Source organism: Kaistella chaponensis, assembly GCF_900156725.1.
GTDB classification, from domain to species: Bacteria; Bacteroidota; Bacteroidia; order Flavobacteriales; family Weeksellaceae; genus Kaistella; species Kaistella chaponensis.
Genome location: NZ_FTOI01000010.1, coordinates 1 through 26094 on the forward strand (window position 1 = coordinate 1; position 26094 = coordinate 26094).

Here is a 26094-nt window from a genome sequence, read left to right on the forward strand (position 1 = left end):
TTTTAATGAAAGGAAGAGCATTTAATTCTGAATCAAGCCTTGAGTTTTACTCTGAGCGGAACATAGTTTAATTAAATGCTTTTCTCTTTCTAAATTTAATAATTTTATCGATTACAAATCTAAAGGAACGGAAATCCTATTTGTGGAGCAAGGCGGAACAAAAAGATTGGGAGTGGAAGGCGGTCCCGATATCGATCGGGATTGTTGCCCAGAAAATTATTTTTAAATTACTATTTCTTATCCTACTCGATTTTGCTAAATTTGTGCGCAATCAAAACTAAAAATATGGAATCCTACACGGAAAAAATTCTTATCACCGGTGCTCTCGGACAAATTGGGACTGAACTCACCAACAGATTGGTGGAAATTCATGGTGCTGAAAATGTGGTTGCGTCCGGACTCGATCGATGGGACAAAAACCTGACTTCTGCAGGATTTTATGAGAGAATGGATGTAACAAATTCTCAGTTGGTTCGCCAAGTAATTAAAGATTACGAAATTACAACGGTGTATCATTTGGCATCTTTGCTATCTGGAACCTCCGAAAAACAGCCACTTTTTGCGTGGAAACTGAATTTGGAACCGTTATTACATTTCTGTGAATTGGCGAAAGAGGGATTGTTAAAGAAAATTTTCTGGCCAAGTTCGATCGCGGTTTTTGGGAAAGGAATTCCGAAGGAAAATGTGGGTCAAGACGTGGTTTTGAATCCGACAACGGTTTATGGGATTTCAAAAATGGCGGGAGAAAAATGGTGCGAATATTATTTTGATAAATATGGTGTTGATGTACGAAGCATTCGTTATCCGGGTTTAATCTCTTGGAAAACTCCTGCAGGTGGCGGAACGACTGATTACGCGGTAGAAATTTTCTACGAAGCCGTCGAAGAAGGAAAATACACAAGTTTTATTTCTGAAGACACCGCAATGCCAATGTTGTATATGGAAGATGCGATTAATTCGACGTTGAAATTAATGCAAGCGCCAAAAGAGAATTTAACCGTTCATACTTCTTATAATTTAGGTGGATTATCTTTCACTCCAAAGCAATTGGCAGAAGAAATTCAAAAGGAAATTCCTGAATTTAAAATTGATTACAAACCGGATTTCCGACAAGAAATAGCAGATTCTTGGCCAGCTTCCATCGATGATTCAGTGGGTAAAAAAGATTGGAATCTTAGCTATGATTACGATATTTCGGCGATGACGAAAGATATGTTGAAAAACCTGAAGCTGAAATTAAGCGACAAATAACTTAAATGGTTTTATTGACTTTCAACATTATTAAAAATAGAAGTGATTTCGAAAAAAATTACAAACTTAGCGATGATGAAATCCTCAATATTACTGAGCGAAATACCGCATCTATTCTAAGAATTTTAGAAAACAACAATGTTTTCGCGACTTTTTTTATTGAAGTTTCTTTGGTTGAAAAACTGAAACCTTTGGTTAAAAAAATCATCGGACAAGGCCATGAAATTTCCTTTTATAATGAAAATTCCCCAGTAGCAGATATTGACTTTGCAAAAAAATATGTGGAAGAGTTTTCAGGGAAAATTATTCGCGGAATCCGGCAAAAGGAAGTTACGATTTCTTTAGACCAACTGAAGAGTCTGGAATTTTCTTATGTTTCTAATATTGAAAATGCAAATATTCTCTTTCCTTTTAAAAGGCTGCAAAGAAGTACCGATATTGCTATAAAAAATGGTATGAGCATCATTCCAGAGAGCATTTCGCCGTATTCACAGATCCCGTATAATGATTTCGTATTTCAAACAATTCCACTTCAATATTATCAAAATATGGTGATGGAAACGATCAACAATGATGAATTTGTTCTTGTTTATTTGAACACTTGGCAATTTACCAATTTCGAAAAATTCAAATTTAAAATTCCTTTTTACCGCAAATACAATTCGGGAATAAAAATGGAAAACAAGCTCGAAAATTTTCTGGAATGGATGAATGAAAAAGAATTTGCGTTTTCGAGGATGAAGGATTTTGTTTTTTAAGAATAATTATTCACCACCATCCAAATTGAATTCTTTTTGTAAAATCGATAAATATTATTTAAATTCAATACAGATTACAAACAAAACCAACGTATTTATTGGTAATTTAATTTTTTAAACCTATATTTGAGACTAAGTTTAACCAAATTAAATTATTTATTATGAAGAAAATTTTATTTTCGTTATTCGTGACGGCGGCGTTATGTAGCACCGAGACCATGAAGGCGCAAACAGTTTTGTTTGAAGACAGTTTCGAAACTTACGCTGATTTTGCAATTGCAAATGTTGGCAGTTGGACACTTACCGATGTTGATTTAAAGACAACTTACGGTTTTACTGGGGTCACTTTCCCAAATACTCAGTTAGCAAAATCTTTTCAGGTTTTTAATTCTACCACTACTACACCACCTTTAACACCTTCTGCTACTTCTAACTGGACGGCAAATACAGGACAAAAAGTAATGGTATGTTTCGCAGCTGATTCTGCACCGTGGAATAATGACTGGCTGATTTCTCCGCAAGTACAATTGACTGCAGGATTGGGAGCAACGGTTAGTTTCTTTGGAAAAGGTTGTGATGCAACTTATGGCCTAGAAAAATTTAAAGTATTGGTTTCTACCACAGGAACAGCAACTGGAGATTTCACTGCAATCTCTCCGTTGATTACTACTCCAGCTACTGCGGCATGGTCACAGTACACCTATGATTTGAATGCTTATTCTGGTCAGCAAATATATATTGCAATACAATGTACTTCAGATGATCAGTTTGGATTTGCCGTTGACGATTTCAAAGTTATTACAAACCCTCTTCCTGTAAGTGCTCCTAATTGCGCAACACTAGTGACGCCAGTTAATGCAGCAACAGGAATTAATTACTTAAGTCCAGCTACTTTAACTTGGACAGCTCCAACAACAGGTTCAGCTCCTAGTAGTTATGATGTATATTTTGGTACTACTACAAACCCAACTACTTTATTAGGCAATACCACCGGTACAAGTATAGTTACTTCAGCACTATCACCTTCCACACCATACTATTGGAAAGTAGTTCCTAAAAATTCTGTAGGTTCTGCAACTGGATGTACTGAATTTTCATTTACCACAAGTGCAAATTTATTTGCGCCATATTGTGGACCATTGATTTATTCCAGCGGAGTTGAGCCAATCACTTCAGTTGTTTTTGGTGGCATGACCAATACTTCTGCTGCTGCAATAGGAGGAACTGCACATGAATCATTTGTGAATAAGATTGCAAATGTAAATCGAGAAGGAAGTTTCCCAATTAAATTACAGGGGAATACTGATGGTGCTTCTTTCACCACCAAATTTATTGTATTCATCGACTGGAACCAAGATGGTGATTTCTTAGATGCTGGCGAAACTTATTTCGACACGGCAGCTACAACAATTCAGGTGGTAGGATCTACAGGAGTTGATGGAAAAGAGGCCATTGGAAATATCGTAGTTCCTGCAGATGCGCTTCTAGGAAATACAAGAATGAGAATTAAGAAAAATTTCGGTAGTACTACTTTTTATCCTAATCCTTGTTCTTCTGCAGGTACTCTTGCAGCAGGAACAAATACAGGATATGGACAAGCTGAAGATTATACCGTAAATGTAGGAGCTAAATTAGCAGTATCTTCTGCTACTAAATCTCAGTTATCAGTATATCCAAACCCAGTAAAAGACGTATTGAACATCAATTCTAACGATCAGAAAGTTACCCAAGTAGCATTCTATTCTATCGATGGCAAATTGGTGAAAACCATAAACCAAGATGTTAAAAACATCAATGTAAATGATCTTCCAAAAGGAGTATATCTTGTAAAAGTAAAATCTTCCGGAACCGAAAAATCATTTAAAGTAGTTAAAGAATAAATAAAATCACTTTAATCCTTTATGAAGACCTGTAGAAATACAGGTCTTTTTTATATTTATTTCACTGAACCTTTGTAAGTTCAAGAATAAATTCTTACTTTTGCACCTCGAAATAATTAACAAATTAATTAACATTATGAACAATTACGAAACTGTTTTCATTTTAACTCCCGTTCTATCTGATGCTCAGGTGGAGGAAGCAGTAAAAAAGTTTGAAGATTTGCTTAAAGCAAACAATTGCGAAATCGTTGCCAAAGAAAATTGGGGACTTAAGAAATTAGCTTATCCTATTCAATTAAAAAAGAATGGATTCTACACTTTGATCGAATTCAAAGGTGAAGGAACTGTAGTTGCAGATTTAGAAACTGCTTACAAACGTGACGAAAGAGTAATTCGTTACCTGACTACAAAACTTGACAAACATGCGATCGAGTATGCAGTTACAAGAAGAACGAAAGTAAAAACTGCGAAAGTTTAATTTTAACCCTCAAAAAAAAGAAAAGTTATGGCAATAGATGATATGGCAAAACAAGCCTCTGCAGGAGGTGAATCTGAAGTTAGATTTCTAACTCCACTTGATATCAATACAAAAACTGATAAAAAATATTGTAGATTTAAAAAATACGGAATCAAACACGTAGATTATAAAGATGCAAACTTCCTTCTTCAGTTCGTAAACGAGCAAGGTAAAATTTTACCAAGAAGATACACTGGAACTTCTTTGAAATACCAAAGAAAAGTTTCTGCAGCTATTAAAAGAGCAAGACATTTGGCAATGATGCCTTATGTAGCAGATCTTTTAAAATAAAAACTGCTCTTAGCAATATGCTTTATGCAAACTGCATATCGCCAAAAAAGTTGCTGAATAATAATTTAATTCTAACGATTTTTAGATAAAATGGCGAAAGAATAGACTTCAAACCATTATCTAAACTTAAAAACGGACAACAACAATGGACATTATACTAAAAACAGACGTAGAAAACTTAGGACTTGAGTTCGATACCGTAAATGTAAAACCTGGTTATGCTAGAAACTATCTTTTACCAAAAGGATTAGGACTTCTTGCTACACCAAAAAACAAAGCTGCTCTTGCAGAAACTTTGGAGGCTCGTAAAGAAGAAGAAGCTAAACTAATTGCTGCTGCAAATGCAATCGTTGAGCAGTTGAAGAAAACAAATATTACCATCGCTACAAAAGTAGGTGCTGGTGATAAACTTTTCGGATCAATCAACAATGCTAATCTTTCTGAAGAACTTTCTAAATCAGGTGTTCAGGTTGACAAAAAATACATCAAAATTCCTGGGAACACGATCAAAAGAACTGGTAAAGTTACAGCGATCATCAGACTTCACAGAAATGTAGAACATAATTTCGAATTCGACATTGTTTCTGACGCTCCACCGGTTGTAGCTGCTCCAAAAGCAACTCCAGCTCCGAAAAAAGTAGAAGAAACTCCTGCTGAAGAAGCATAAGCTCATTTGAAATAAAAAATAATCCGATAATTCATTTTATCGGATTTTTTTTGGTCTGTAATTTCAGGATAGATTCAATTAAACCCAAATGAAATAAACGATTTGATTTTAACGGGAATGATCGCATTCCTTAATTGCATTACAAGAGCTCCATTTTCGTCCGCAATTATCGTTTTGCAGATGACCGACAATCATTCTTTGATCTTTAGCATAATACTTTCAGGAATGGTTTTCTCCTTCTTATCTTCAATGGAAAGCACGGTCTCTATATAATTCTCTTAAAATTCCTATCTAGAAGAATTGCAATATGAAGAAGAAAATGCCAATGAGAATAAGATCAAAAAAAAACCAGCGCACCACGACAATCAAAGGGATATAAATAAAAATCCCCTGAAAATTTTGGATCTTTCAGGGGAAGTTAAATAGTTTCGGAAAATTAATATTTAATCGCATGCTCTTTTACATTTCCTAGAATATCTGGAAAATAAAGATCTGAAAGATGTTCAAATTCATCACCTCTCATAAACATGCTTGCTTCTACTTCATCGTAAGAACTTTTTCCGGCTGCACCGATCAACTCGTTACAAGTATGCAGCGTATTTTTATGGAAGTGGTACACTCGTTCGCTTTTATCGGTCACGTCTAAGCCTTTAATCAACATTTTATCCTGTGTTGCAACTCCAGTCGGACAATTATTGGTATTGCATCGTAAAGCCTGAATACAACCCAATGCAAACATAAATCCTCTCGCATTATTGCACATATCTGCACCCATCGCAATCGCTCTTAATATATCAAGAGAAGTCAAGACTTTCCCACTTGCAATAACCTTCACTTTATCGCGAACATTATACAAATTTAAAATTCTGTTTACAAAAATCAAAGCAGGTTCTAGAGGCATTCCTACCCCATCAGAAAATTCGGGAGGCGCTGCTCCTGTACCACCTTCTGCCCCATCAATGGTGATGAAGTCCGGATAGATTTTCATCACATTCATTTGAACACAAATATCTTCAAACTCTTTGGTATCACCGATACACAATTTAAATCCAACAGGTTTTCCACCCGATAGTTCTCTTAGCTGCTGCACGAACCTTAATAATCCCGATGCATCAGAAAATGCGGAATGTGATGGTGGTGAAATAATGGTTATTCCCGGTTGCACGTGCCGAATTTTAGCAATCTCAACCGTATTTTTAGCGCCAGGTAAAACCCCACCATGACCCGGTTTTGCGCCTTGAGAGATTTTTATTTCTATCATTTTAACACTCGGAAGTGCGGCATTTTTCGCAAAAATCTCCGGTGAAAACTTACCTTCTTCATCTCGACATCCAAAATATCCAGTGCCAATTTGCCAACACAAATCGCCCCCTTCTAAATGATAAGGTGAAATTCCCCCTTCTCCGGTATTGTGATAGAAATTTCCTTTTTTTGCGCCTTTGTTTAATGACATCTGAGCACGATCACTAAGAGAGCCAAAACTCATTGCAGAAATATTAAACAATGAGGCGTGGTATTTTTGTGTACACTGGTCACCTCCCACCCAAACTCTTGGTAATTCTTCCTTTGGTGATTTTGCGTAAATGGAATGCTTTATTCCTTCATATTTTCTGTGATTGATCTCGAGCTGAGTACCAAAAGGAACCGTATCGCTTATATTTTTTGCACGTCGGTAAACTGCCGATCGCTGATTTCTAGGGAAAGGTTTACCATCAGTTTCCCTTTCTATAAAATACTGCTGCATCTCCGGCGAAATTCCTTCAAAAAAATACCGAAAATAACCAATAACAGGAAAATTTCTAAGAATTGCATGTTTGGATTGTGTTACATTATAAATTCCTAAACCATAGATTGCGGTCAATAAAATCGGAATCCAGTAGTGGGCTTTTATAAGCAATGAAATCGTCCAAACCACTACTAAAATTATAATACCCCAACGAATGAATTTGTCTCTCATTACAGATTTTTTTTAGATTAGGTTCAAATTTAGGAATAATAAACCGACTAAAAAAACAGCTGTTATCATTGCTGAAAGTCCCTGTATTGGGTTATCATTTTCACTTTTATTTCCGTTTTTTTTCTAAAACTCAAGAAATGGAATTGGTAATATCTGGTAAAATTGTATGAAGTTTTTTTAATAGTAATCTTATTTTGAACTATTTTTACCACTTAAAATTGATCTGCTTACATTTTAATTAAAAGACCTAATTTTTAATTGGCTTAATATTTGAAAACAGATGATTAGAAAATTTTATAACAATTTATCATGAAAAGAAATACCTTTTTAATAGCCGCAGTAACCGCAGTAACTCTTGCACCAGTTACTCAGTCTTGCGTTGCTTTAGCTACATCCAGTGTGGGTTTAGCGGTTTTAAAATCAATTTTATTAGGTGGAATTACGAAGGGACTGAATATTTTCAGCACTAAAGACAGTTTCCTCGCAAATCAGCTCATTGATGCTGCAATGCCACAACAGTTAAAAGAAGTGAACAGCACTTTACAAAAAATAGGATTAAGTAATTTGGTTCAAAAAGAGAAAGATTATATCGCACAAGCTGCACAGTTCACTGTAGACATTTCAAGACCGATTTTAGTGAATGCGGTTAATAACCTTACCACAGAAGATGCCGCAAGAATTGCTCAAGGTGGAACCGGTGTTGCAACCCAAATTCTAAAAGAAAAAACATCCCAACAATTAATGGCTGCAATTGCACCTAAAGTTGATGCTAAGCTAAACGAATTTGGAATTGTGAAAACTTTAAACACCGCACTTGGTAGTTCAAATATTTTAGGCAATCTTTTGGGCGGGCAAAATTCATCCAATGCTTTAACTGGTAGTTTCAGCAAATTTGCTTCTGAACAAATGGTGAATGGTTTATTTAGTATCATTCAGAACCACGAACAGCAAAACTCTAGTGCCATTATGAATTCTCTTACTGGAATCAAATAATTGGCTTAAATTTAATTATATTTGAATTCCGAGTACATCGGAATTTTTTTTTCATAAAAAATATATACAAAAATGGATCATTTAGATAGTGAAAACGAAGCGAAAAATCCTGAAGAATTCTACGCCTCTTTGAAAGAAAAATTGGAAGGAACCCATGATTTTCCAGAAGATTATCTCTATAAATTTATCATCACTAACGACGAAGCAAAAATAACCGAAATTTATCGTGCTTTCGATGATGTGAAATTCACATTGACTACACGCGACAGTAAAAATGGAAAATATACTTCTATCAGTATCAATGCTTTTGTTTTAGACGCAGATCAAGTCATTAAAATTTATCAAATAGTTGGTAAAATTCCAGGAGTAATAATGCTTTAGATAAAAAATAATATGAAGATCTTAATTACGGGTGGAACAGGATTAATTGGTAAAATTTTGGTGGAAAAACTGAAATTAAAAGGCCATGAAGTGAGAGTTTTAACGCGCAAAAAAACAGCTGATCCTCTTGAATTTTATTGGAATCTAAAAGACCAATTTATCAACGAATCCGCCTTTAAAAATTTAGATGCAATCATCCATTTAGCGGGCGCTTCGATAAGCGAAAGATGGACAGATTCTTATAAAAAAGAACTTTTTTCCAGTAGAATAGATACTGCAAATCTTTTAAAAAAATATTGCATCGCGAATAATGTTCATTTAAAATCATTCATTTCCGCATCTGGAATAAATTACTACGGAACCTTTACTTCAGACGAAATCTTAGATGAAAACTCCGGAATTGTACAGCCCGATTTCTTAGCAAATCTTTGCAAAGATTGGGAAAATGCAGCGTATAATTTCGCAGATCTTTCTGACAGGATTGTGTGTTTGCGCACTGCCGTTGTTCTGGCGAAAAATTCAGGAGCTTTTCCGCTGCTCAAAAAAACAGTTGACTTTAATATCGGATCAGGAGTCGGAACCGGAAATCAATGGATGAACTGGATTCATATCGACGATTTAGTTGATCTCTATATTTTTGCCTTAGAAAATTCAAAAATTCAGGGAAATTTTAACGCTGTTGCCGATGATTTACCAAGTAATCAATTGTTTATGAAAAAACTTGCCAAAGTTTGTCGTAAATTTTTCCTTCCTATTAATGTTCCTGCTTTTGTTTTAAAACTAGCTTTCGGAGAAATGAGTTCCATTATATTAGAAGGAACACGCGCATCCAACAAAAAAATCAAATCGAAGGGATTTGATTTTAAGCATCGTAATCTTGAGGAAGCTTTTACCACTCTGGTTTAATAACTTCGAATGGATTACGCTAATTATCAATAAAAAATTTTACGTTTTCAATCGGTCGACCAAGCATGGCAACTTCGCCTTTGATGAGTATTGGTCTTTGAATTAAAGAGGGATTTTCAACCAAAACATCAATCCATTCTTCTTCAGAAAGGTTTTTATGAGCAAATTTCTCTTTAAACAAAGGTTCATTTTTACGAATCAGTTCGTCTGCAGACATGTGAAGTTTTTTTAAAACCGTTTTCATTTCCAAAACCGTCAAAGGATTTTCTACAAAATCGATAATTTCAAAAGCTACATTATTTTCATCTAAATGTTCCAAAATAGCTCTGGATTTAGAGCATGCATTGTTGTGAAGTACTTTTATCATAGCATTTAGATTAATAGTGGATCAATAAAAAATGAAGAACAGAACGAAATGTTTCTTTAAAACAATCCGTGCAGTTCAGTCTCAATCCGCTCCAAAATCAAACCAAAATCTTCTGGTCTTTCTACAAAATCCAAGTCATCTACTTCGATGACGAGAAGTTTTCCTTCTTGGTAGGTAGAAATCCACTTTTCGTATTTTTGATTTAATTTAGAAAGATATTCGATACTGATGGTTGCTTCGTATTCTCTACCTCTCTTATAAATTTTCTTAACCAAATTCGGAACGTCAGACTTTAAATAAATTAGCAAATCCGGTGCCGAAACAAAGCTTTTCATCAAATTAAAAACGGAAGAATAATTATTGAAATCACGATCCGTCAACAGATTCATATCATTGAGATTTTCTGCAAAAATATGCGCATCTTCATATATGGTTCGATCCTGAATGATATTTTTTCCACTCTCGCGAATCTCCTTTACTTGTTGAAAACGACTTCCTAGAAAATAAATCTGAAGCGCAAAACTCCACTTACTCATATCGGCATAAAAATCTTCTAAATACGGATTATGATCTACATCTTCAAATTGCGCATCCCAACCGTAATGTTTTGATAACATAGTAGTTAGAGTAGTTTTCCCGGCGCCAATATTTCCTGTTACAGCAATGTGCATTTCTTAAATTTAATTGATGATTATATTAAAAAAGTCCCTAATTTTCTTTAAAATTGATTTCGTTTCCCTCTGATTTATTTGGAGAATACGGGTGGTAAAGATAAAGTTTGTTGTCTTTGATCACAAAATAAGCGGCGGAGTTTTTATCCACAATTTGCGCATCCATGGAAGAAAAAACAGTCTTCAAAGTCAGCTGATCCCATTTTTGAACCGTATTTTTACCCATGATCAAAATATTCTGATTTTCTCTTCGAAGCTTTCTTCCATCTTCAATCGGTGTTTCAAATATTTTTTCTGCCTTAAAATTATAAACCGAAAACCAATTTCTCCCCAAAAAATAAACCTTACTTTCAAACACTAAAAAGTCGGTTAATTCTTCAAAATTAATATTAAAGGGAAAAGAATTCACGATTTGGTCTTCCCTAAAATTATATTGTACGAGTCGTTTCATACTTTCATCGACCAACCAAATCTGCTGTAAATCTTCGGCGTAAACATTCCTTATAAATCCAAATTTCTGCCGAAAATTGACGGTTTGAATTTCATTTAGATTTTGGTCAAAGAATTTCAATTCCTGTGCATTCTCGGAGAACGAGGGAATATTCAACGGATTCTGAACAGACTGAATTTTAAAGGGCAAAGTCAACATCAATTTTCCTTTCTGAATTCCCAGTGAATCGTACTTTGTAAAACTGAAATCTTTGTTTTTATAGAGATAAATATTGCCGTAATCGTCGCTCAATAAATCCCGGACATCTTTCAAAATCAACGAATCGAACGCAAGATTTTTCTGTGCAGAAAAAGAGCAGAAAAAAGAAAAAAACAAAAGCTGCAGAAGTTTCATTAGTGTTGATATTTTGATGAAGAACTATTGATTCCTAAATGTACAACTGCATTGGAAAGTACAACAAATTGAACTTGAATCTCGAAAAGCAAAATGAAATAACCGTTTTCTTCCTTTTGATATTGGCAATTTTCCTTCGACCGATCATCATTTCATTTCTACATCCATTCCCGATCGATCAGTTGTTTGCTTCGTAAATAATCTCTTACTTAATTACGACTTCGTAAATTTTCGACCAGTTTTTTCCCGTAATCAACATATTTTCCCCTTTGAAGGCGATTCCATTCAAAACATCATCATTTCCGGTGGTATTTTTCTTGGCAATATCGGTAAAATCAAATTTACCTACGACTTCTCCGTTTGCGGGATTAATTTTTAAAACAATTGGTTTTTGCCACACATTTGCATAAATAAATCCGTTGTGAAATTCGAGTTCATTAAGCTGATCATAAGCTTCTGTATTTCCTGCAACGGCGATATAACGCACCATTTTAGACGGGTCAGTTGCATTTAAAAAATAAATATTTTTAGTTCCGTCTGAAGCGATCAGGTTTTTACCGTCGTACGTCAAACCCCAACCTTCACCCATGACATTGGGATAAGGAAATTCACTCAATAATTGTAAAGAATTTTTATCGTATATAAATCCTTTTTTATCCATCCATGTTAGCTGAAAAACTTTATCGCCAACAATGGTAGAACCTTCCGAAAATATTTTTTCAGCTTGGTTGGTCGATGCAATTGGTGTGGTACTTCCTAACGCATATTTCAAAATCCTGGAAGAACCTTCCTGTCCGTCTGATTCGTAAATAATGTTCCCTTCGAGCTGAAAACCTTGAACAAAATTTTTCGGATCGTGCGGATATTCTTTAATAATTTCATACTTCAGCAACGCTTCGGGATTTTTTGCAAAAACGTTTATTGTTGCATCTTGATTAAGTGTTTCACCGCCTTTTTTCTTGATGATAAAAGTAACGGCATTATCGCCCAACGTAAAAAATTTTGGATCAACAACCAAACTCGATGTTTCTTTATCCCCAAAACTGATGGAAATACTTTCGGCGTTTGTGGTAACTTCGTTCGGCAAATTCAGGGCATCACCAAAGTGATAACCTTTAGATTCCATCGAAATATTATAATCATTTAACGTATTAAGAATCTCCTTGTCTTTATTACATGAAATTAAAAAAGCAAAGGCGAGAATTGGAATTATTGTTCTAAGTTTCATTCAAATAATTTTGCCAAAAATACTGATTTTTAATGACACGAATAGCGGGAAATCGATGTTCTTAAAATTTAGAAAGAGAAATAATAATTATATTTGCTTTACTTACCTTATTACTATGAAAAATTTCGGATTCCTACTCATGCTCATTTCGGGGCTTTTGCCTGCGCAAAACTTCACTAAACAAGATTCATTGAAAGGTTCAGACACTTCATTGAGAAATTTTTGGGATGTCAAAAAATATGAAATTTCGGTTGAACCTCACTTTGAAGAAAAATCAGTTTCTGGCACGAATAAAATCATTTTTGAAATTACAAAAGATATTACTAATCCCACATTTCAGATTGATTTGCAGCAACCGATGAATTACAAAATCATCAATTCTGAGGAGAAATGGTGGAGTTCGAGAAGAGATGGCGATTTTATTTTCATTGAAACCAAAAAAAATTATAAAAAAGGAGAAACCCATTCTTTCACCATTCAGTTTTTCGGAAATCCTACGATCGCAAAAAACGCACCTTGGGACGGAGGTTGGGTTTTCACAAAAGATAAAAACAATAATCCTTGGATTTCTGTTGCCCAAGAAGGAATTGGTGCGTCGGTTTGGCTTCCTACCAAAGATATTTGGAGCGATGAACCCGATCATGGAATCGTGATGAAAATTATCACGCCAAAAGACTTGGTCGGTGTTGGAAACGGACGATTAATTTCTCAAATATCCGAAAATGATAAAAATATTTATACGTGGGAAATCAAAAACCCCATTAACAACTATTCTATCATTCCCAATGTCGGCAAATATGTGAATTTTAAAGATTCCTACAAGGGCGAAAAAGGAAAACTCGATTTGGATTATTGGGTCTTAGATTACAATTTGGAAAAGGCAAAAAAGCAATTCACGCAGGTGAAACCAATGTTGAAAGCCTTGGAACATTGGTTCGGACCTTATCCTTTCTACGAAGATTCTTATAAACTGGTTGAAAGTCCGTATTTGGGAATGGAGCATCAAAGTTCTGTTGCGTACGGAAATCGTTTTGAAAACGGATATTTAGGTCGCGATTTATCAGGAACAGGAGTTGGATTGAACTGGGATTTTATTATCATTCATGAAAGTGGGCACGAATGGTTTGCCAATAATATTACCGCGAAAGACCAAGCTGATATGTGGATTCACGAGAGTTTCACAAACTACTCGGAAACCCTTTTTGTAGAAGATTATATGGATAAGATCTCCGCCGAAAAATATGTAAAAGGCATACGAAAAAACATTCAAAATGATCGACCGATTATCGGAAATTATGGAGTGAGAAACGAAGGAAGCAGCGACATGTACTACAAAGGTGCAAATATGATTCACACCATTCGTCAGGTGATCAATAATGACGAAAAATTCAGACAAATACTAAGAGGTTTAGGAAAGGATTTCTACCATCAAACCGTTTCTACAAAACAGGTTGAAGATTATATTTCAAAAAAATCGGGAATTGATTTTTCCACAGTTTTTACCCAATATCTAAGAATCACAAAAATCCCAACTTTAGAATATTCCCAAAAAGGAAACATCTTAAAATACCGCTTTACGAACACTATTGAAAACTTAAAATTACCGCTTAGAATTAATGGAAACCAAAAAATATCACCGAAAAATACTTGGCAAACCATAAAATTACGTTCTGCGGATCCAGTCCTTTTAGATGAAAATTACTACATCTATTACAAGAAAGAAAACTAAAAAAAAGCTCTTTTTTTGAAACGGTATTTTTGAGCGTTGAACTCCATTTATTAAGAATAATCCTAATAATTTCCCGTTGAAGGAAGTACTCCTAAGAATTTTTCATCATTATTCTAAATGTACTTCCTTTTCCGACTTCGGTATGAGCAATTTTGATATCGCCATTGTGGTATTCTTTGATCACCCTTTTCGCTAAGGAGAGTCCTAAACCCCATCCACGTTTTTTGGTTGAATAGCCAGGTTTGAAAGCGTTTCTGGCTTGGTAATTCGACATTCCAGAACCGGAATCTTTGAAATCAATGACGGTATATTTATTTTTTTCGTAGAGTTCAATTTCCAATCTACCTTCACCTTTCATAGAATCTACGGCATTCTTCACAATATTTTCCATAACCCAGCTTACGAGAATTCGGTTGTGAGGAACCAAGATTTCTTGCTTCGGTACAATCAAACGGAAAATCACTTTTTTTGAAATTCTAGATTTCAGGTAATCGAAATTTTGTTGTAAAGTTTCATTAATGTTTAAGTCTTTGAGTTCCGGAACCGACCCGATTTTGGAAAACCGCTCAGAAATTGTTTTCAGCCGATTGATGTCATTTTCGATTTCTTTTACGCCCTCGCTATTTTCATTTTCCATGCGCAAAATCGTGATCCAGCCTATCATCGACGAAAGTGGTGTTCCGATTTGGTGCGCTGTTTCTTTCGCTAAACCGGCCCAAACATAACCTTCGTCGGTTTTTTTAATCGTGCGCAAAAACCAAAAAGAGAAAAATATATACGCCAGAATTAATAACCCTAAAATGTATGGAGAATAGCGCAAATTATTCAACAAATCGGAATTGGTATAAAAAACATATTGGTTATTATCATTGGGCATTTGCAATTCAATCGGGCGGTAAGAACTTTCCATTTTCCGAAGCAATGCCTTCATTTTTTTGGGATCGTTCTGTATTTCTTTCGGAATATTGATTTGAAAACCTTCACCATCAATAGGAATTTTGTTTTTGTCTGTAACAATAACCGGAATCGTATTATTTGTTTTACTGATCTGCAATAAAAGATCGAGTGCGATTGGATCTTCCACGATTTCTTCCTGTTGATATTTAATGGCGGTGGCGAAAAGTTCAATTCTCTTAATTTCCTCTTTTCGTAAATAATCAATGAGCACAATTGAAGCAATTACGACTCCGGCAACCGCTAAAGTCAATAAGATATAAATGACCCAATTATTTATTTTAGTAAGAAAACTTCTTCTTTTCATGAATTTTTTTGTCGAATTATTTCAAAACATTTAAGACTTTGTAAAGGGCTTCACTGATATTTCCCCCTTGGTAATTATTGATAATGATTGCAAAAACGTATTTTTTACCCTCTCCAGAAGTGTGAAATCCCGCAAAAGATTTGGTGTCTTTCATGGTGCCACTTTTCATTTTCATGCCATTTCCCTGAGTTGGGAAACCTTCGAAAAATTCACTGAACCAGGATTGTTTTCTGCTCCAAAGCAGCGACTGCACTTCTGCTCTCGCGGAAACATAATTTTGAGGTGAAAGTCCACTACCATCTGCAAAATTAATCATCGCCGGATTAATTCCTTTGTTTTTCCAAAATTCTTTCAAGTAAGAAACCCCGGCTTCAAAACTGCCTTCATTCTTTTTTTCTTTTCCTAAAGTTTTAATTAATGTTTCGCCATAAAAATTAATACTTTTTCGCATAAACCAATAAATAATTTTATCTAAAGTTGGTGATTTATACTCCAAAATGATTGTGTTTTTAGAGGGGTTTTGGAGCTTAACGCCATTCATTAACTGCATGGAGGTTGAGCTAATATTTCCTTTAAAATCAATGCCGGCATTTTTTAGCCAACCCTTAATTTCAGTACCAAATACAAGTGGTGGATTAGGAGTCGCGCCAGAAACAGTCATGTTTTTTAGCGGTAGAGTTCCGCTGATTAACGCAACATCTGAATAAGGTGCAGTGTAAATTAAACTTTGGTCAGAACTTCCGCCGGTTTTTAAATTATTTACCCACTTTAGATTGGGCAACTCTACATTAAATCCTTTCATTTCCTTGCCATTCATATTGATATCGAACTGATTTTCTCGCCAGTTTACCCCAAAAACTCCTGCTCCATAATAATTCCCCATATCATTCCAAGGCCAACCTCCAGGAGTTGATTGGAAATCAAAATAGGAATCATCGATGATTAAATCTCCAGAAATCTTAGAGATATTTTTTTCTTGAAGGGCTTGAAGCAATTTTTGCTTAAAATTTTCAGGTTTGTATCCTTCGTACCGCCAACTTCCTAAGGTAGGATCTCCATTGGAACTGATGTAAAGGTTTCCTGCTAAATTCCCACCCGAAATGGAACCAGAATAAGAAGAAGTTGTTGTAAACTGATAATTTTTTCCTAAAGTTTCCAAAGCAGCCGCGGCGGTAAAAATCTTCTGAGTTGAAGCTGTTGATAATCCCTGATTTCCTTGGTATTCATAGATAAAATTCCCACTCTCATCTGAAACATAAACCGAGAGGTTTGCCGAAAAAGCGGGGGCACTGCTCAGTAAATTTTTGGTGGCAACCTCTAACTTCTGTGCAACATTTTGCGCAAAAAAAACTTCTGAAGAAAGCAAAAGGAGAGAAAGTAGTTTATACATCGACAATTTTTGATTTCAAATATAACGAAATAAAAATTTCAATATTGAAATACAATCGTAAGTGACTACAAAACAGCAATCAAGTAGATTAAATTTTACATAAATGCTTGCTTTTCAGGTATTAATTTAGTAAACTTTGTTTCAATCTATTTTAAAAGCAACATGATGTCATCAATTATCACAGGCTTATTTAGCAGCCAAGGACAATCTGCACAGATCGGTGCAGATCTAGAAAATGCGGGTTTTAATTATTCAGATTATGTGATGTACCTCCACGAAAAACCAATCAAAAAAGAGATTAAAACTTCCATTTGGCGGTCTTTTTTTAATGACAAAACGCAGTTGGAAGATGATAGTTTGGTCATCAGTGTAAAAGTGACTGATCCAAAAGAGGAAGAAAAAGTGACGGAAATATTTAAAAAAAATAAGGTTTTTCATCAAAACTATTTTGAAAACATTAAACTGCAAGATGTAAAGTCTTTGGAGTATTTAAAAAAAATTGTAACCGTTCGCGCGAAAGCTTTAATCTACTCTTCTCCCGCCATTCATCATCACGATCCATTATCGGGAATGAGTTCTGAACTTATATTTGGAAAAGAGCGATAAACCTTAAATAAAAAAATTTCTTAAAGGAATATTGTATCAGTTTACTGGTATCAATTAAAAGACAGAACCCGCCAGATTCTGAAGAGTTCATCAATGAAGGATTTCGCAAAATACTTTTTAGAATTAATAATTTTTATTTCGCAAAACACCATTATATTCAAAATCGATGATCATTTTTTTTTCGTTTTATCTTAATGAATGCATCCGATCATTGAGGAAGTCAGTTGGTACTTTTACAAAAAACATCCTTTAAACCCTAGAACAAATCGGTCAACAAACAAGATTCATACGGGAAAGTTTTTTAAATTTAACCCTATAAAATCCCTCAGTTTTGCTTATTTTAGCGTATTAATTCGCATTTGGATGGTTTACGATTTAGAACAAGAAAACAAAGAAATACTCGCTCGTTACAAAGATTTGATCTCAAATACTTATCGTGCTTTAGATGAAGAACAGAACAAAATCATCAGAAAAGCATTTGATATTGCTTTGGATGCACACAAAGATCAGCGTAGAAAAACCGGGGAACCGTACATTTACCACCCGATTGAAGTCGCGAAAATTGTGGCCAACGAAATCGGTTTGGGCGCAACTTCCATTGCATGTGCTTTGTTACACGATGTAATCGAGGATTCTGATTATACTTATGAAGACCTGACTAAAATCTTCGGAAGCAAAATTGCCAGTATTGTAAATGGACTCACCAAAATTTCGGTGATGAACCATCAGAATATTTCAATTCAGTCAGAAAATTACCGAAAGCTCTTGCTTACGCTTTCCGAAGATTTCCGTGTGATTTTGATAAAAATTGCGGATCGCCTTCATAACATGCGAACCTTAGAAAGCATGACGCCCGAAAAGCAAAAGAAAATCGCCTCAGAAACGGTTTATATTTATGCTCCTCTTGCGCACCGACTCGGTTTGTATAACATCAAATCAGAACTAGAGGATTTATCATTAAAATTCAACAATCCGGATGTTTATTTTGAAATTTCCGAAAAATTAGAACTCGCCAAAGGAAGCCGCGAAAGATATGTAGAAGAGTTCAAAAAAGAAGTTTCTGAGCAATTGAACGAAGAGGCGCTGAATTTCACCATTAAAGGCCGTGCAAAAGCCATTTCTTCGATCTATCGAAAAATATTGAAGCAAGGTGTTACTTTTGAGGAAGTTTTCGACAATTACGCCATCCGAATTATATACAGATCCGATGCAAAAAACGAGAAATTTCTCGCCTGGAAAATTTATTCCATCGTTACCGATCTTTACCACAGCAATCCGCAGAGAATGCGCGACTGGATTTCGCAGCCGCGATCTACAGGTTATGAAAGTCTGCATTTAACCGTTCTTGGACCAGACAAAAAATGGATCGAGGTTCAAATTCGTTCCGAAAGGATGGATGATATTGCAGAAAAAGGCGTTGCAGCTCACTTCAAATACAAAGAAGGTTTTCGACAGAATACCGACGAGAAAAATTTTGAACGATGGGTTTCAGAAATCCGTGAAGTCTTAGAAAACCAGCAATCACTTACCACGACAGAACTTTTAGACAATATTAAACTAAATCTTTACTCGAAAGAAGTTTTTGTTTTTACTCCAAAAGGAGAAATAAAAATTCTTCCGACCAATTCTACAGCACTTGATTTTGCATTTTCTGTGCACTCCGATTTGGGAACAAAATGTTTAGGAGCAAAAGTAAACGGAAAGTTAGTTCCCATTTCCTACGTTCTTCAAAATGGAGATCAAATAGACATTTTATCTTCCCAAAATCAAAAACCAAAATTAGATTGGTTAGATTTTGTGGTAACTTCTAAAGCGAAATCGAAAATTAAAGCCATTCTTAATTCCGAAAACAATCATTTGGTTGAAGAAGGAAAAGAAATTCTACAAAGAAAAATGCGTCATGCGAAACTGAATTTCAATGACGAGGAAATCAATAAAATGCAGAAGTTTTTCGGTTTGAAAACGTCACAGGAATTATTTTTGAGTTTCCAAAATGGAAATTTAGATACCGGTGATATTAAAAAATATACTGAGGGAAAAGGAATTTTCGGGAATATTCTGAACCGTTTCAGAAAGTCTCCGAACAAAAATGAAGTGTTTGTAGAAACTCCAGAATCAAATCTCGATATGATTGTTTTTGGAAAAGATGAGCAAAAAATGACGTATTCTTTTGCCAAATGTTGCACCGTTATTCCAGGCGATAAAATCTTTGGATTTATTACGATTTCTGATGGGATCAAAGTTCATCACGATAGTTGTCCCAACGCAATCAATCTTCGGGCACAATATGACTATCGAGTTTTACCCGCAAAATGGGTGAATGAAGAAAGCTTCAAAAATCGAGTAAAATTTGAAATCGAAGGACTCGACAGAATGGGAATGATCAACGATATCACGGCGGTCATCAGTAATTCGATGAACATGGATATGAAAAGCATGTCGATCGAATCTAACAATGGAATCTTCCTCGGAACCATCACGCTAGAAGTAAAAAACAGAAATCAGCTGGAAGAAACTTTCAAACAACTCAAAAATATCAACGGCGTTTCGCGTATTAAACGGCTATAAAAAATCAAAAAATTCATGCTCATCACCCAATTTTTTAAAAATTTTCTGCATAGTTCCCAATCTTCGGGTATCGTTTTGATGGTGTGTGTGGGTATTTCATTAATGATTGCCAATTCCTCGATTGCGGATTCTTTTCAAGCCTTACTGGATCAAAAAATAGGAACAGAAATTTTTCAGCTCAATTATCCTTTAAGCATTTGGATAAATGATGGTTTGATGGCGATTTTCTTTTTGCTTGTAGGTCTTGAAATAAAACGCGAAATCATCGAAGGTGAACTTTCCTCCGTCAAAAGTGCTTCATTACCAATCGTTGCAGCGATAGGCGGAATGTTGGTTCCGGCTTTAATTTTTTATGCCTTCAACTACGGAACAGCGTACGAAAAAGGTTGGGCAATACCTATGGCGACAGATATTGCGTTTTCCTTGGCAATCATTTCGATGTTGGGAAGAAAAGTTCCGCTCTCTCTGAAAATATTTTTGGCAGCGCTTGCAATTGTTGATGATTTAGGCGCAATCGTAGTCATCGCCCTATTTTATACTGATCAAATCCACTGGAATTATCTGGCGTTGAGTGGTTTAATGGTCGCGATTTTAATGATCCTCAACTTTCTGAATTTTAAAAAGCATGTTTTTTATGTAATTCCGGGTATTATTCTTTGGTATTTTATGCACCATTCCGGGATTCACGCGACGATTGCAGGAGTTTTACTCGCCTTCACCATTCCCACCAATCTTTCAACCACCGAACTTTCGCCCTTGGAAAAACTGGAACAGAAACTTCACCTCCCAGTCAATTTTTTGATCATGCCAATTTTTGCACTTGCCAATACGAACATCACCTTCAAAGCAGGAATGGTTGATGGATTATTTAGCAATTTTGGATACGGAATTATTGTAGGATTGTTTTTGGGCAAAATCGTAGGAATCAATTTGTTTTCGTGGATTTTTATTCAATTAAAAATATCAAGTTTACCCGAAAAAAGTTCATGGAGCCAAATGTTGGGTGCAGGATTTTTGGCAGGAATTGGCTTTACAATGTCCATTTTTATTGCTTTGCTTTCTTTTAAGAATCATCCAGAAATTCAAGATGAGGCAAAATTCGCAATACTCGTTGCTTCAATAATTTCAGGGATTTCAGGGTATTTATTATTAAAATTTGTCGCCAAGAGAAAATTAAACAGAAAAAAATACGGCACCAACTAGAAGATTTTCATTATAGAATTTTAAGGTTTAATAGTCAAAAATAGTTGGTAAAATTCTTTGTATTGCCTATTATTACTGATGATACAGAAAGTTTATTGAACTTTGTTTCAATAAACTTTTTTTATGACTGAAAATTTAAAAAAAATCGTTGTTGGAGTTGTAAAAGTCTGGATGTGATTTCCTGGGGAAAGCAAAATGGTAAACGGCGTTTTAAATGTAAAAATTGTGGCATTTATTTTACTGCGGAAAATAAATCTGTGGGTTTGAAAAACAAAGAAATTTAATTCAAAAAATGGATTATTGGAAAACAAACTTATGAGCAGATTTCAGCAGAATCGGGATATTCGGTTAGCACTCTTCAACGGTATTTTAATGTGATGCTTGTAAAAGCTCCAAAACTCAGTTACAGCCAGAACAAAGAGGTTTATTTGCTGATTGATGGTACTTATTTTTCCAATGAAATCTGTTTGGTTGTATATAGAGACAATGTTTTTAAAAAAACCCAACTTTACAGAATTACTGACGGAGAGCATTATGAAGAACTAAAAGAGGATTTGGAAAACATTCTGAATTTAGGAATAAAAATTGGCGGTATAACCTGCGATGGCGACAAGTCTTTATTGAAAGCAATCCGTAAAGTTTGTCCGAAAGTTCCTGTTCAGAGATGTTTGGTTCATATTCAGAGGATGTGCAAAATATGGCTTTCTGCTTATCCAAAGTCTGTAGCTGGTTTTGAGTTGCGTGAAATTGTCTGCAAACTTCATTTTATTGATAGTGAAGTTAAAAAGCAATATTGGATCAAAGAATTTTTGGACTGGTTTGAGAAGCATAAAGACTTTCTGAATGAAAAATCCTACAGTCTGGAAACCGGAAGATATTGGTACACCCATAAAATGGTGAGAAGATGTTTTTCTGTTATCAGAAAGGCTTTACCAAATATGTTTACTTTCCTGCAAAATCATAAAATCCCAAAAACAACCAATGGAATAGAGTCTTTTTTTGGTCATTTGAAAGGCAATCTAAATATTCATCGAGGGCTTACCAAAAGTCGGAGAAAAAAGTTTATTCAATGGTATCTTTTTTATAAAAATCTAAAGTCGTAAAAGGTTTTTTTAGCCATAAAGCTGTTCCAATAATTTACAAAAAAAGGATGGCAAAAACCATCCCTCTAAACTATTGTTTACAGCGCTGATTGTATTGCTGGTAAGTTGCTCCTCAGCATTGCTTACTTCCTCTTCCAATCAACCGCCAAATATTACGAATTATTTTTGTGAAAAACACCAACTATTTTTGACCACATTACCAAATTTCTTCATCTACCATTGCAAATAAATAAAGGTATAACTCTGTACGATCAGGATCGTCAAAATACTCTTCATCAAAATTTACTTACTAAATATCACTGATTACAAAATTAATCTTTACCATTAAAATAGGGTTTGTGGTATTTTATTGGGCTCTAAATTTACAGCCACCAACTTTGGATCAAAGGTAGGAAATGTAAATTCCTCAATGGGCTTGTCATTTAAAAATTTATCAGCCATTTCTGCATCAAGACAAAGAGGCATTCTGAGTTTAGAATTATGAACTACGCCCATTAATGAATTTGAAATTGTTGTTACTAACCCAAAACCTATTTCCTTATTAACCCATATATCGTAAAAAGCTGCAATATAAAAATGGTCGCAATCTTTCCAGTGCATCCTATGCTTAACTTTTAACGGCGTCTTCTTTCCAGGATTTGTAACGTGCATCCAATCATAAAATCCAGTAACCGGAACTATGCACCGATTATTTTCAACCTTTTTATATAATGTATGTGATTTTTCGGCAGTTAGATTGATGCCTTTTGCGGGTTTATCTTTCGGAATTTCTTTATTTATTCCCCATGTTGCATGAGTAATTTTACGACCTCCATGTTCTAATACAACAGGGATAGCAGGTCTTTGAAATGCATTGATTTCTTCTGCGTAATAATAATTATTTTCTACAATTTCAGCCTGAAGTTCATTTGATACTTCTGAAATTGAAAGTCCGTAATTATCAACTCGATTACACATTATGATTTATTTTGATGCTAAAAAAAATCAACAATTATACCATGCAAATTTTATAGTCGGAAAAAACATTTTACGTTGCGAATTTGATTTTCAAATGCTTTGAGTACTATTTTTGCATTTAATGTACAGGAATTGCTTTGGTACAAACTAAATAAGTGAAGTAAGAATTTACTTGTGTTTTAGGGTCAATAAAAATATCACTCTTCCACTTTATTGTTAATTCCCAAGTGTCCCATTTTCTTATTTTATGCTGATAGGGATTAAAATCATAAAACAAGACTTCAAAATGCTGCTTCTGTTTGTCACCGACAAATTCAACGATTACAGATTGTGGAAGGTCGCCTTGTTTAGGTTCAACGGTTTCTCTAATTATTGCACGCAGTTTCATGGTACAAATGTAGATATGCTTTATAGCAATTATAAAATTTAGTTTGCTATAATTTATATCAACTTACCAAAACAGAACTACATAACTCTTACTTTTGAATTAACCATTAATAATTTCTCCTCCATTAGGGTGAAGAACTTGACCATTAATGTACGTGGAATCTTCACTGGCAAGAAACAAATAGGAAGGTGCAACTTCATTGGGCATTCCTGCACGTTCCATTGGGGAATCACTTCCAAATTCTGAATTTTTCTTTTCGTCAAACGAAGAGACGATTAAAGGGGTCCAAATTGGTCCGGGAGCTACCCCATTTACGCGAATTCCTTTGTTAATAAGTTGCAAGGAAAGACTTCGGGTAAAAGAAATGATGGCTCCTTTGGTAGCGGAATAATCTAGAAGACTAGGACTACCTCTATATGCAGTTACCGAAGACGTATTGATGATAGTGCTTCCTTTTTTAAGGTAAGGAAGTGCATATTTTGTAATCCAAAAATAGGAGAAAAAATTATTTTCAAAGGTTTTTAATAACTGTTTACTGCTTATTTTCTCGATTGAATCACATTCCCAATGAAGCCCTACATTATTTACAACAATATCAATACGTCCAAATTCATCTACCATCTTTTTCACAACCTTCTTACAATTTTCTTCTTTAGAAAGATTGCCCTTTATAATAAGACAGTTTACACCATATTGCTTCACAAGCTTCAGGGTTTGCTTTGCTTCTTTAGTTTCGCTGAGATAGACTATTACGATATGAGCACCTTCTTTTGCAAATAAAAGGGCGACTGCTTTACCAATACCACTGTCGCCACCCGTTATTAGTGCGGTCTTACCTTTTAACTTTCCATTTGCTGAATTTTTTAGCGGAGCAGTCTCAGGAATAGGCCTCATATTATCTTCTAATCCGGGTCGTCTTTGTTTCTGCTCTGGACGGACCTTTTTTTTACTTTTTTTTTCCATACTACTTTCTATTTTCAAAATGTATTACTAATCCAAATTTTCTAATTATGTTGCTTTTATAAACTTCTTCACTAAGACCCACTGCAAAACCGAAAATTCCATGCGCAAATGTCCAATACAACCAAGCAGTGAACTTATTTTCAGCAAGAGGCTTAACTGAAACGCAAGTAAGAAAAAATAGTGCTCCTCCCCCAACGGTGTAGACCGCTATATAGTAGAAGAGTGAAAGTTGCTTATTCAGATATTTCAAAATATAATAAAGTCCGATAAAACTACAAATACAGGTGCTAAAATGGAAAATATAACCGAATAACCAAACCGGTGTTAACTGATTTAGAACGGGCACATAATCGAAATTAAAAAGTAAAAGGTAAGCTGTATTGCCTGTTAATATATAAAGTATTTTTAGGGGTATAATTAAAATTACTCCGGCAGCGATTCCAATTAAAGTTAATTTTAAAAAAGTGAAAGGAGAGGGAAACGCTTTTTTCATAAAATTAATTTAACGGATTAAGCATCCTTGCTATTTATTATCACTAAAAAATAGGATATACTACCATCTAGTAATTTACTTCTAAATACAAATTTTTTACCAATGACTCTTTTTTTTCATTTTAATCTTAACAGATTTTATAATTTGATGGCATACCCATTGATTCCTTATAGGTAACCAAAAAAAATAAAATATTATGAACAATCAAACAGTATCAACATTGAACGATCTTTTACAAATCACAAATGATCGAATTGAAGGTTTCAACAAAGTTGAAGATAAGGTGTGGGAAAAATATCCTAATCTTAAATCAGATTACAACAATATGGTTGATCAGTCGCAAAAAATGAGACTAGAACTGAAGAGTTTAATCTCTGAAAGAAATGGAGATGCAGATGATTCAACTACCGTAGCAGGAGGGCTACACCGTACTTGGATAGATGTGAAAAATGCTTTTTCGAGCGATAATGCAGAATCAACTTTAGAAAATGTTACATTCGGCGAAAATGCAGCTATTCAAGCTTACGAAAAGGCTTTGGACAGCGGTGATTTATGCCCTGAAAGTTCGAGAGTAGTTCAGGATCAACTTCACAGTTTAAAAGCATCTTATGAAAAATTTAAAAATTTAGAAAATCGACACGACTAACGAATCTGATTTTTATTCTTTCACCTATTATTTAAGAAGCCGTCCTATTCTACTGGGACGGCTTTATTATGACTAA

The 26094-nt window shown here is 34.8% G+C and carries 27 protein-coding genes and 1 pseudogene; 17 read left to right on the plus strand and 11 right to left on the minus strand.

What is annotated here, in order from left to right:
* The first annotated feature begins 285 nt into the window (after positions 1 to 285).
* The 7 genes from BW932_RS10485 to BW932_RS14245 all read left to right on the plus strand — a co-directional run bounded on the left by BW932_RS10485 (position 286) and on the right by BW932_RS14245 (position 5637).
* The gene (locus BW932_RS10485) at positions 286 to 1251 is read left to right on the plus strand and encodes an NAD-dependent epimerase/dehydratase family protein (protein WP_076387462.1); all 966 of its coding nucleotides are present in this window, start codon (positions 286 to 288) and stop codon (positions 1249 to 1251) included.
* A gap of 5 nt (positions 1252 to 1256) precedes the next feature.
* Complete coding sequence (locus BW932_RS10490) at positions 1257 to 2009, plus strand: polysaccharide deacetylase family protein (protein ID WP_076387463.1); 753 nt, start codon at positions 1257 to 1259, stop codon at positions 2007 to 2009.
* 161 nt (positions 2010 to 2170) lie between these two features.
* A complete protein-coding gene (locus tag BW932_RS10495) occupies positions 2171 to 3889 on the plus strand; it encodes a T9SS-dependent choice-of-anchor J family protein (RefSeq protein ID WP_084566503.1) in 1719 nt (572 codons plus the stop codon).
* A gap of 136 nt (positions 3890 to 4025) precedes the next feature.
* A complete protein-coding gene (gene rpsF, locus BW932_RS10500) occupies positions 4026 to 4367 on the plus strand; it encodes a 30S ribosomal protein S6 (protein ID WP_039352511.1) in 342 nt (113 codons plus the stop codon).
* Between the two features lie 27 nt (positions 4368 to 4394).
* Positions 4395 to 4697, plus strand: coding sequence for a 30S ribosomal protein S18 (rpsR, locus tag BW932_RS10505; protein ID WP_076387465.1), 303 nt, complete (start codon positions 4395 to 4397; stop codon positions 4695 to 4697).
* 145 nt (positions 4698 to 4842) lie between these two features.
* A complete protein-coding gene (gene rplI, locus BW932_RS10510) occupies positions 4843 to 5364 on the plus strand; it encodes a 50S ribosomal protein L9 (protein ID WP_076387466.1) in 522 nt (173 codons plus the stop codon).
* Between the two features lie 117 nt (positions 5365 to 5481).
* Positions 5482 to 5637, plus strand: coding sequence for a hypothetical protein (locus BW932_RS14245; RefSeq protein ID WP_143745549.1), 156 nt, complete (start codon positions 5482 to 5484; stop codon positions 5635 to 5637).
* Between the two features lie 163 nt (positions 5638 to 5800).
* Here the strand turns inward: BW932_RS14245 and BW932_RS10520 are convergent, their stop codons facing one another.
* On the minus strand, positions 5801 to 7321 hold the full coding sequence (locus tag BW932_RS10520) for an FMN-binding glutamate synthase family protein (protein WP_076387467.1): 1521 nt from the start codon (positions 7319 to 7321) through the stop codon (positions 5801 to 5803).
* A 309-nt stretch (positions 7322 to 7630) separates the two neighbouring features.
* On the opposite strand from BW932_RS10520, the gene BW932_RS10525 reads away from it, so the two are divergent.
* From BW932_RS10525 to BW932_RS10535, 3 genes are all read left to right on the plus strand, one after another.
* Positions 7631 to 8314: a DUF4197 family protein gene (locus BW932_RS10525; RefSeq protein ID WP_076387468.1), complete on the plus strand. Its 684-nt coding sequence runs from the start codon at positions 7631 to 7633 to the stop codon at positions 8312 to 8314.
* Between the two features lie 72 nt (positions 8315 to 8386).
* On the plus strand, positions 8387 to 8695 hold the full coding sequence (locus BW932_RS10530; RefSeq protein ID WP_076387469.1) for a DUF493 domain-containing protein: 309 nt from the start codon (positions 8387 to 8389) through the stop codon (positions 8693 to 8695).
* A 12-nt stretch (positions 8696 to 8707) separates the two neighbouring features.
* Positions 8708 to 9601, plus strand: coding sequence for a TIGR01777 family oxidoreductase (locus BW932_RS10535; RefSeq protein WP_076387470.1), 894 nt, complete (start codon positions 8708 to 8710; stop codon positions 9599 to 9601).
* Between the two features lie 19 nt (positions 9602 to 9620).
* Here the strand turns inward: BW932_RS10535 and BW932_RS10540 are convergent, their stop codons facing one another.
* The 4 genes from BW932_RS10540 to BW932_RS10555 all read right to left on the minus strand — a co-directional run bounded on the left by BW932_RS10540 (position 9621) and on the right by BW932_RS10555 (position 12711).
* Positions 9621 to 9968: an ArsC/Spx/MgsR family protein gene (locus BW932_RS10540; RefSeq protein ID WP_076387471.1), complete on the minus strand. Its 348-nt coding sequence runs from the start codon at positions 9966 to 9968 to the stop codon at positions 9621 to 9623.
* Positions 9969 to 10024: 56 nt separating this feature from the next.
* The gene (locus tag BW932_RS10545; RefSeq protein ID WP_076387472.1) at positions 10025 to 10639 is read right to left on the minus strand and encodes a deoxynucleoside kinase; all 615 of its coding nucleotides are present in this window, start codon (positions 10637 to 10639) and stop codon (positions 10025 to 10027) included.
* A gap of 37 nt (positions 10640 to 10676) precedes the next feature.
* Positions 10677 to 11483, minus strand: a complete 807-nt coding sequence (locus BW932_RS10550; RefSeq protein ID WP_076387473.1) for a hypothetical protein — start codon at positions 11481 to 11483, stop codon at positions 10677 to 10679.
* A gap of 205 nt (positions 11484 to 11688) precedes the next feature.
* Entirely contained in the window at positions 11689 to 12711 is a 1023-nt protein-coding gene (locus BW932_RS10555; protein WP_076387474.1) for a glutaminyl-peptide cyclotransferase, read from the minus strand.
* A gap of 115 nt (positions 12712 to 12826) precedes the next feature.
* On the opposite strand from BW932_RS10555, the gene BW932_RS10560 reads away from it, so the two are divergent.
* The gene (locus BW932_RS10560; RefSeq protein ID WP_076387475.1) at positions 12827 to 14440 is read left to right on the plus strand and encodes a M1 family metallopeptidase; all 1614 of its coding nucleotides are present in this window, start codon (positions 12827 to 12829) and stop codon (positions 14438 to 14440) included.
* A gap of 91 nt (positions 14441 to 14531) precedes the next feature.
* Here BW932_RS10560 and BW932_RS10565 read toward each other — a convergent pair whose 3' ends face one another.
* Positions 14532 to 15701: a sensor histidine kinase gene (locus BW932_RS10565; protein ID WP_076387476.1), complete on the minus strand. Its 1170-nt coding sequence runs from the start codon at positions 15699 to 15701 to the stop codon at positions 14532 to 14534.
* 16 nt (positions 15702 to 15717) lie between these two features.
* Positions 15718 to 17091 carry a D-alanyl-D-alanine carboxypeptidase/D-alanyl-D-alanine endopeptidase gene (gene dacB / locus BW932_RS10570; protein WP_076387477.1) on the minus strand — a complete coding sequence of 458 codons (1374 nt, stop codon included), beginning with the start codon at positions 17089 to 17091 and terminating at the stop codon, positions 15718 to 15720.
* Between the two features lie 165 nt (positions 17092 to 17256).
* Between dacB and BW932_RS10575 the strand changes: the two genes are divergently transcribed.
* The 5 genes and pseudogenes from BW932_RS10575 (at position 17257) to BW932_RS10590 (ending at position 22571) form a co-directional block, all read left to right on the plus strand.
* A complete protein-coding gene (locus tag BW932_RS10575; protein ID WP_076387478.1) occupies positions 17257 to 17697 on the plus strand; it encodes a hypothetical protein in 441 nt (146 codons plus the stop codon).
* Between the two features lie 363 nt (positions 17698 to 18060).
* Positions 18061 to 20265, plus strand: coding sequence for a RelA/SpoT family protein (locus BW932_RS10580; RefSeq protein ID WP_076387569.1), 2205 nt, complete (start codon positions 18061 to 18063; stop codon positions 20263 to 20265).
* 15 nt (positions 20266 to 20280) lie between these two features.
* Entirely contained in the window at positions 20281 to 21468 is a 1188-nt protein-coding gene (gene nhaA / locus BW932_RS10585) for a Na+/H+ antiporter NhaA (protein WP_076387479.1), read from the plus strand.
* A gap of 158 nt (positions 21469 to 21626) precedes the next feature.
* A pseudogene (locus BW932_RS14525) lies at positions 21627 to 21752 on the plus strand (IS1/IS1595 family N-terminal zinc-binding domain-containing protein); the annotation flags it as partial.
* Positions 21753 to 21767: 15 nt separating this feature from the next.
* Positions 21768 to 22571 carry an IS256 family transposase, variant Zn-binding type gene (locus tag BW932_RS10590; protein WP_449404344.1) on the plus strand — a complete coding sequence of 268 codons (804 nt, stop codon included), beginning with the start codon at positions 21768 to 21770 and terminating at the stop codon, positions 22569 to 22571.
* A gap of 324 nt (positions 22572 to 22895) precedes the next feature.
* Here the strand turns inward: BW932_RS10590 and BW932_RS10595 are convergent, their stop codons facing one another.
* From BW932_RS10595 to BW932_RS10610, 4 genes are all read right to left on the minus strand, one after another.
* A complete protein-coding gene (locus BW932_RS10595) occupies positions 22896 to 23528 on the minus strand; it encodes an SOS response-associated peptidase family protein (RefSeq protein WP_076387480.1) in 633 nt (210 codons plus the stop codon).
* 118 nt (positions 23529 to 23646) lie between these two features.
* Positions 23647 to 23916, minus strand: a complete 270-nt coding sequence (locus BW932_RS10600; protein WP_076387481.1) for a hypothetical protein — start codon at positions 23914 to 23916, stop codon at positions 23647 to 23649.
* A 99-nt stretch (positions 23917 to 24015) separates the two neighbouring features.
* Positions 24016 to 24879, minus strand: a complete 864-nt coding sequence (locus BW932_RS10605) for an SDR family oxidoreductase (RefSeq protein ID WP_076387482.1) — start codon at positions 24877 to 24879, stop codon at positions 24016 to 24018.
* 1 nt (position 24880) lies between these two features.
* Positions 24881 to 25372 carry a hypothetical protein gene (locus tag BW932_RS10610; RefSeq protein WP_185113918.1) on the minus strand — a complete coding sequence of 164 codons (492 nt, stop codon included), beginning with the start codon at positions 25370 to 25372 and terminating at the stop codon, positions 24881 to 24883.
* A gap of 196 nt (positions 25373 to 25568) precedes the next feature.
* On the opposite strand from BW932_RS10610, the gene BW932_RS10615 reads away from it, so the two are divergent.
* Entirely contained in the window at positions 25569 to 26018 is a 450-nt protein-coding gene (locus BW932_RS10615; RefSeq protein WP_076387483.1) for a ferritin-like domain-containing protein, read from the plus strand.
* Positions 26019 to 26094 lie beyond the last annotated feature (76 nt).

What these genes read in the sequence shown, in the direction of transcription:
- BW932_RS10485 (WP_076387462.1), top strand. Translation starts at nt 286, where the DNA reads ATGGAATCCTACACGGAAAAAATTCTTATCACCGGTGCTCTCGGACAA.
- BW932_RS10490 (WP_076387463.1), top strand. Translation starts at nt 1,257, where the DNA reads ATGGTTTTATTGACTTTCAACATTATTAAAAATAGAAGTGATTTCGAA.
- BW932_RS10495 (WP_084566503.1), top strand. Translation starts at nt 2,171, where the DNA reads ATGAAGAAAATTTTATTTTCGTTATTCGTGACGGCGGCGTTATGTAGC.
- rpsF (WP_039352511.1), top strand. Translation starts at nt 4,026, where the DNA reads ATGAACAATTACGAAACTGTTTTCATTTTAACTCCCGTTCTATCTGAT.
- rpsR (WP_076387465.1), top strand. Translation starts at nt 4,395, where the DNA reads ATGGCAATAGATGATATGGCAAAACAAGCCTCTGCAGGAGGTGAATCT.
- rplI (WP_076387466.1), top strand. Translation starts at nt 4,843, where the DNA reads ATGGACATTATACTAAAAACAGACGTAGAAAACTTAGGACTTGAGTTC.
- BW932_RS14245 (WP_143745549.1), top strand. Translation starts at nt 5,482, where the DNA reads ATGATCGCATTCCTTAATTGCATTACAAGAGCTCCATTTTCGTCCGCA.
- BW932_RS10520 (WP_076387467.1), bottom strand. Translation starts at nt 7,321, where the DNA reads ATGAGAGACAAATTCATTCGTTGGGGTATTATAATTTTAGTAGTGGTT.
- BW932_RS10525 (WP_076387468.1), top strand. Translation starts at nt 7,631, where the DNA reads ATGAAAAGAAATACCTTTTTAATAGCCGCAGTAACCGCAGTAACTCTT.
- BW932_RS10530 (WP_076387469.1), top strand. Translation starts at nt 8,387, where the DNA reads ATGGATCATTTAGATAGTGAAAACGAAGCGAAAAATCCTGAAGAATTC.
- BW932_RS10535 (WP_076387470.1), top strand. Translation starts at nt 8,708, where the DNA reads ATGAAGATCTTAATTACGGGTGGAACAGGATTAATTGGTAAAATTTTG.
- BW932_RS10540 (WP_076387471.1), bottom strand. Translation starts at nt 9,968, where the DNA reads ATGATAAAAGTACTTCACAACAATGCATGCTCTAAATCCAGAGCTATT.
- BW932_RS10545 (WP_076387472.1), bottom strand. Translation starts at nt 10,639, where the DNA reads ATGCACATTGCTGTAACAGGAAATATTGGCGCCGGGAAAACTACTCTA.
- BW932_RS10550 (WP_076387473.1), bottom strand. Translation starts at nt 11,483, where the DNA reads ATGAAACTTCTGCAGCTTTTGTTTTTTTCTTTTTTCTGCTCTTTTTCT.
- BW932_RS10555 (WP_076387474.1), bottom strand. Translation starts at nt 12,711, where the DNA reads ATGAAACTTAGAACAATAATTCCAATTCTCGCCTTTGCTTTTTTAATT.
- BW932_RS10560 (WP_076387475.1), top strand. Translation starts at nt 12,827, where the DNA reads ATGAAAAATTTCGGATTCCTACTCATGCTCATTTCGGGGCTTTTGCCT.
- BW932_RS10565 (WP_076387476.1), bottom strand. Translation starts at nt 15,701, where the DNA reads ATGAAAAGAAGAAGTTTTCTTACTAAAATAAATAATTGGGTCATTTAT.
- dacB (WP_076387477.1), bottom strand. Translation starts at nt 17,091, where the DNA reads ATGTATAAACTACTTTCTCTCCTTTTGCTTTCTTCAGAAGTTTTTTTT.
- BW932_RS10575 (WP_076387478.1), top strand. Translation starts at nt 17,257, where the DNA reads ATGTCATCAATTATCACAGGCTTATTTAGCAGCCAAGGACAATCTGCA.
- BW932_RS10580 (WP_076387569.1), top strand. Translation starts at nt 18,061, where the DNA reads ATGGTTTACGATTTAGAACAAGAAAACAAAGAAATACTCGCTCGTTAC.
- nhaA (WP_076387479.1), top strand. Translation starts at nt 20,281, where the DNA reads ATGCTCATCACCCAATTTTTTAAAAATTTTCTGCATAGTTCCCAATCT.
- BW932_RS10595 (WP_076387480.1), bottom strand. Translation starts at nt 23,528, where the DNA reads ATGTGTAATCGAGTTGATAATTACGGACTTTCAATTTCAGAAGTATCA.
- BW932_RS10600 (WP_076387481.1), bottom strand. Translation starts at nt 23,916, where the DNA reads ATGAAACTGCGTGCAATAATTAGAGAAACCGTTGAACCTAAACAAGGC.
- BW932_RS10605 (WP_076387482.1), bottom strand. Translation starts at nt 24,879, where the DNA reads ATGGAAAAAAAAAGTAAAAAAAAGGTCCGTCCAGAGCAGAAACAAAGA.
- BW932_RS10610 (WP_185113918.1), bottom strand. Translation starts at nt 25,372, where the DNA reads ATGAAAAAAGCGTTTCCCTCTCCTTTCACTTTTTTAAAATTAACTTTA.
- BW932_RS10615 (WP_076387483.1), top strand. Translation starts at nt 25,569, where the DNA reads ATGAACAATCAAACAGTATCAACATTGAACGATCTTTTACAAATCACA.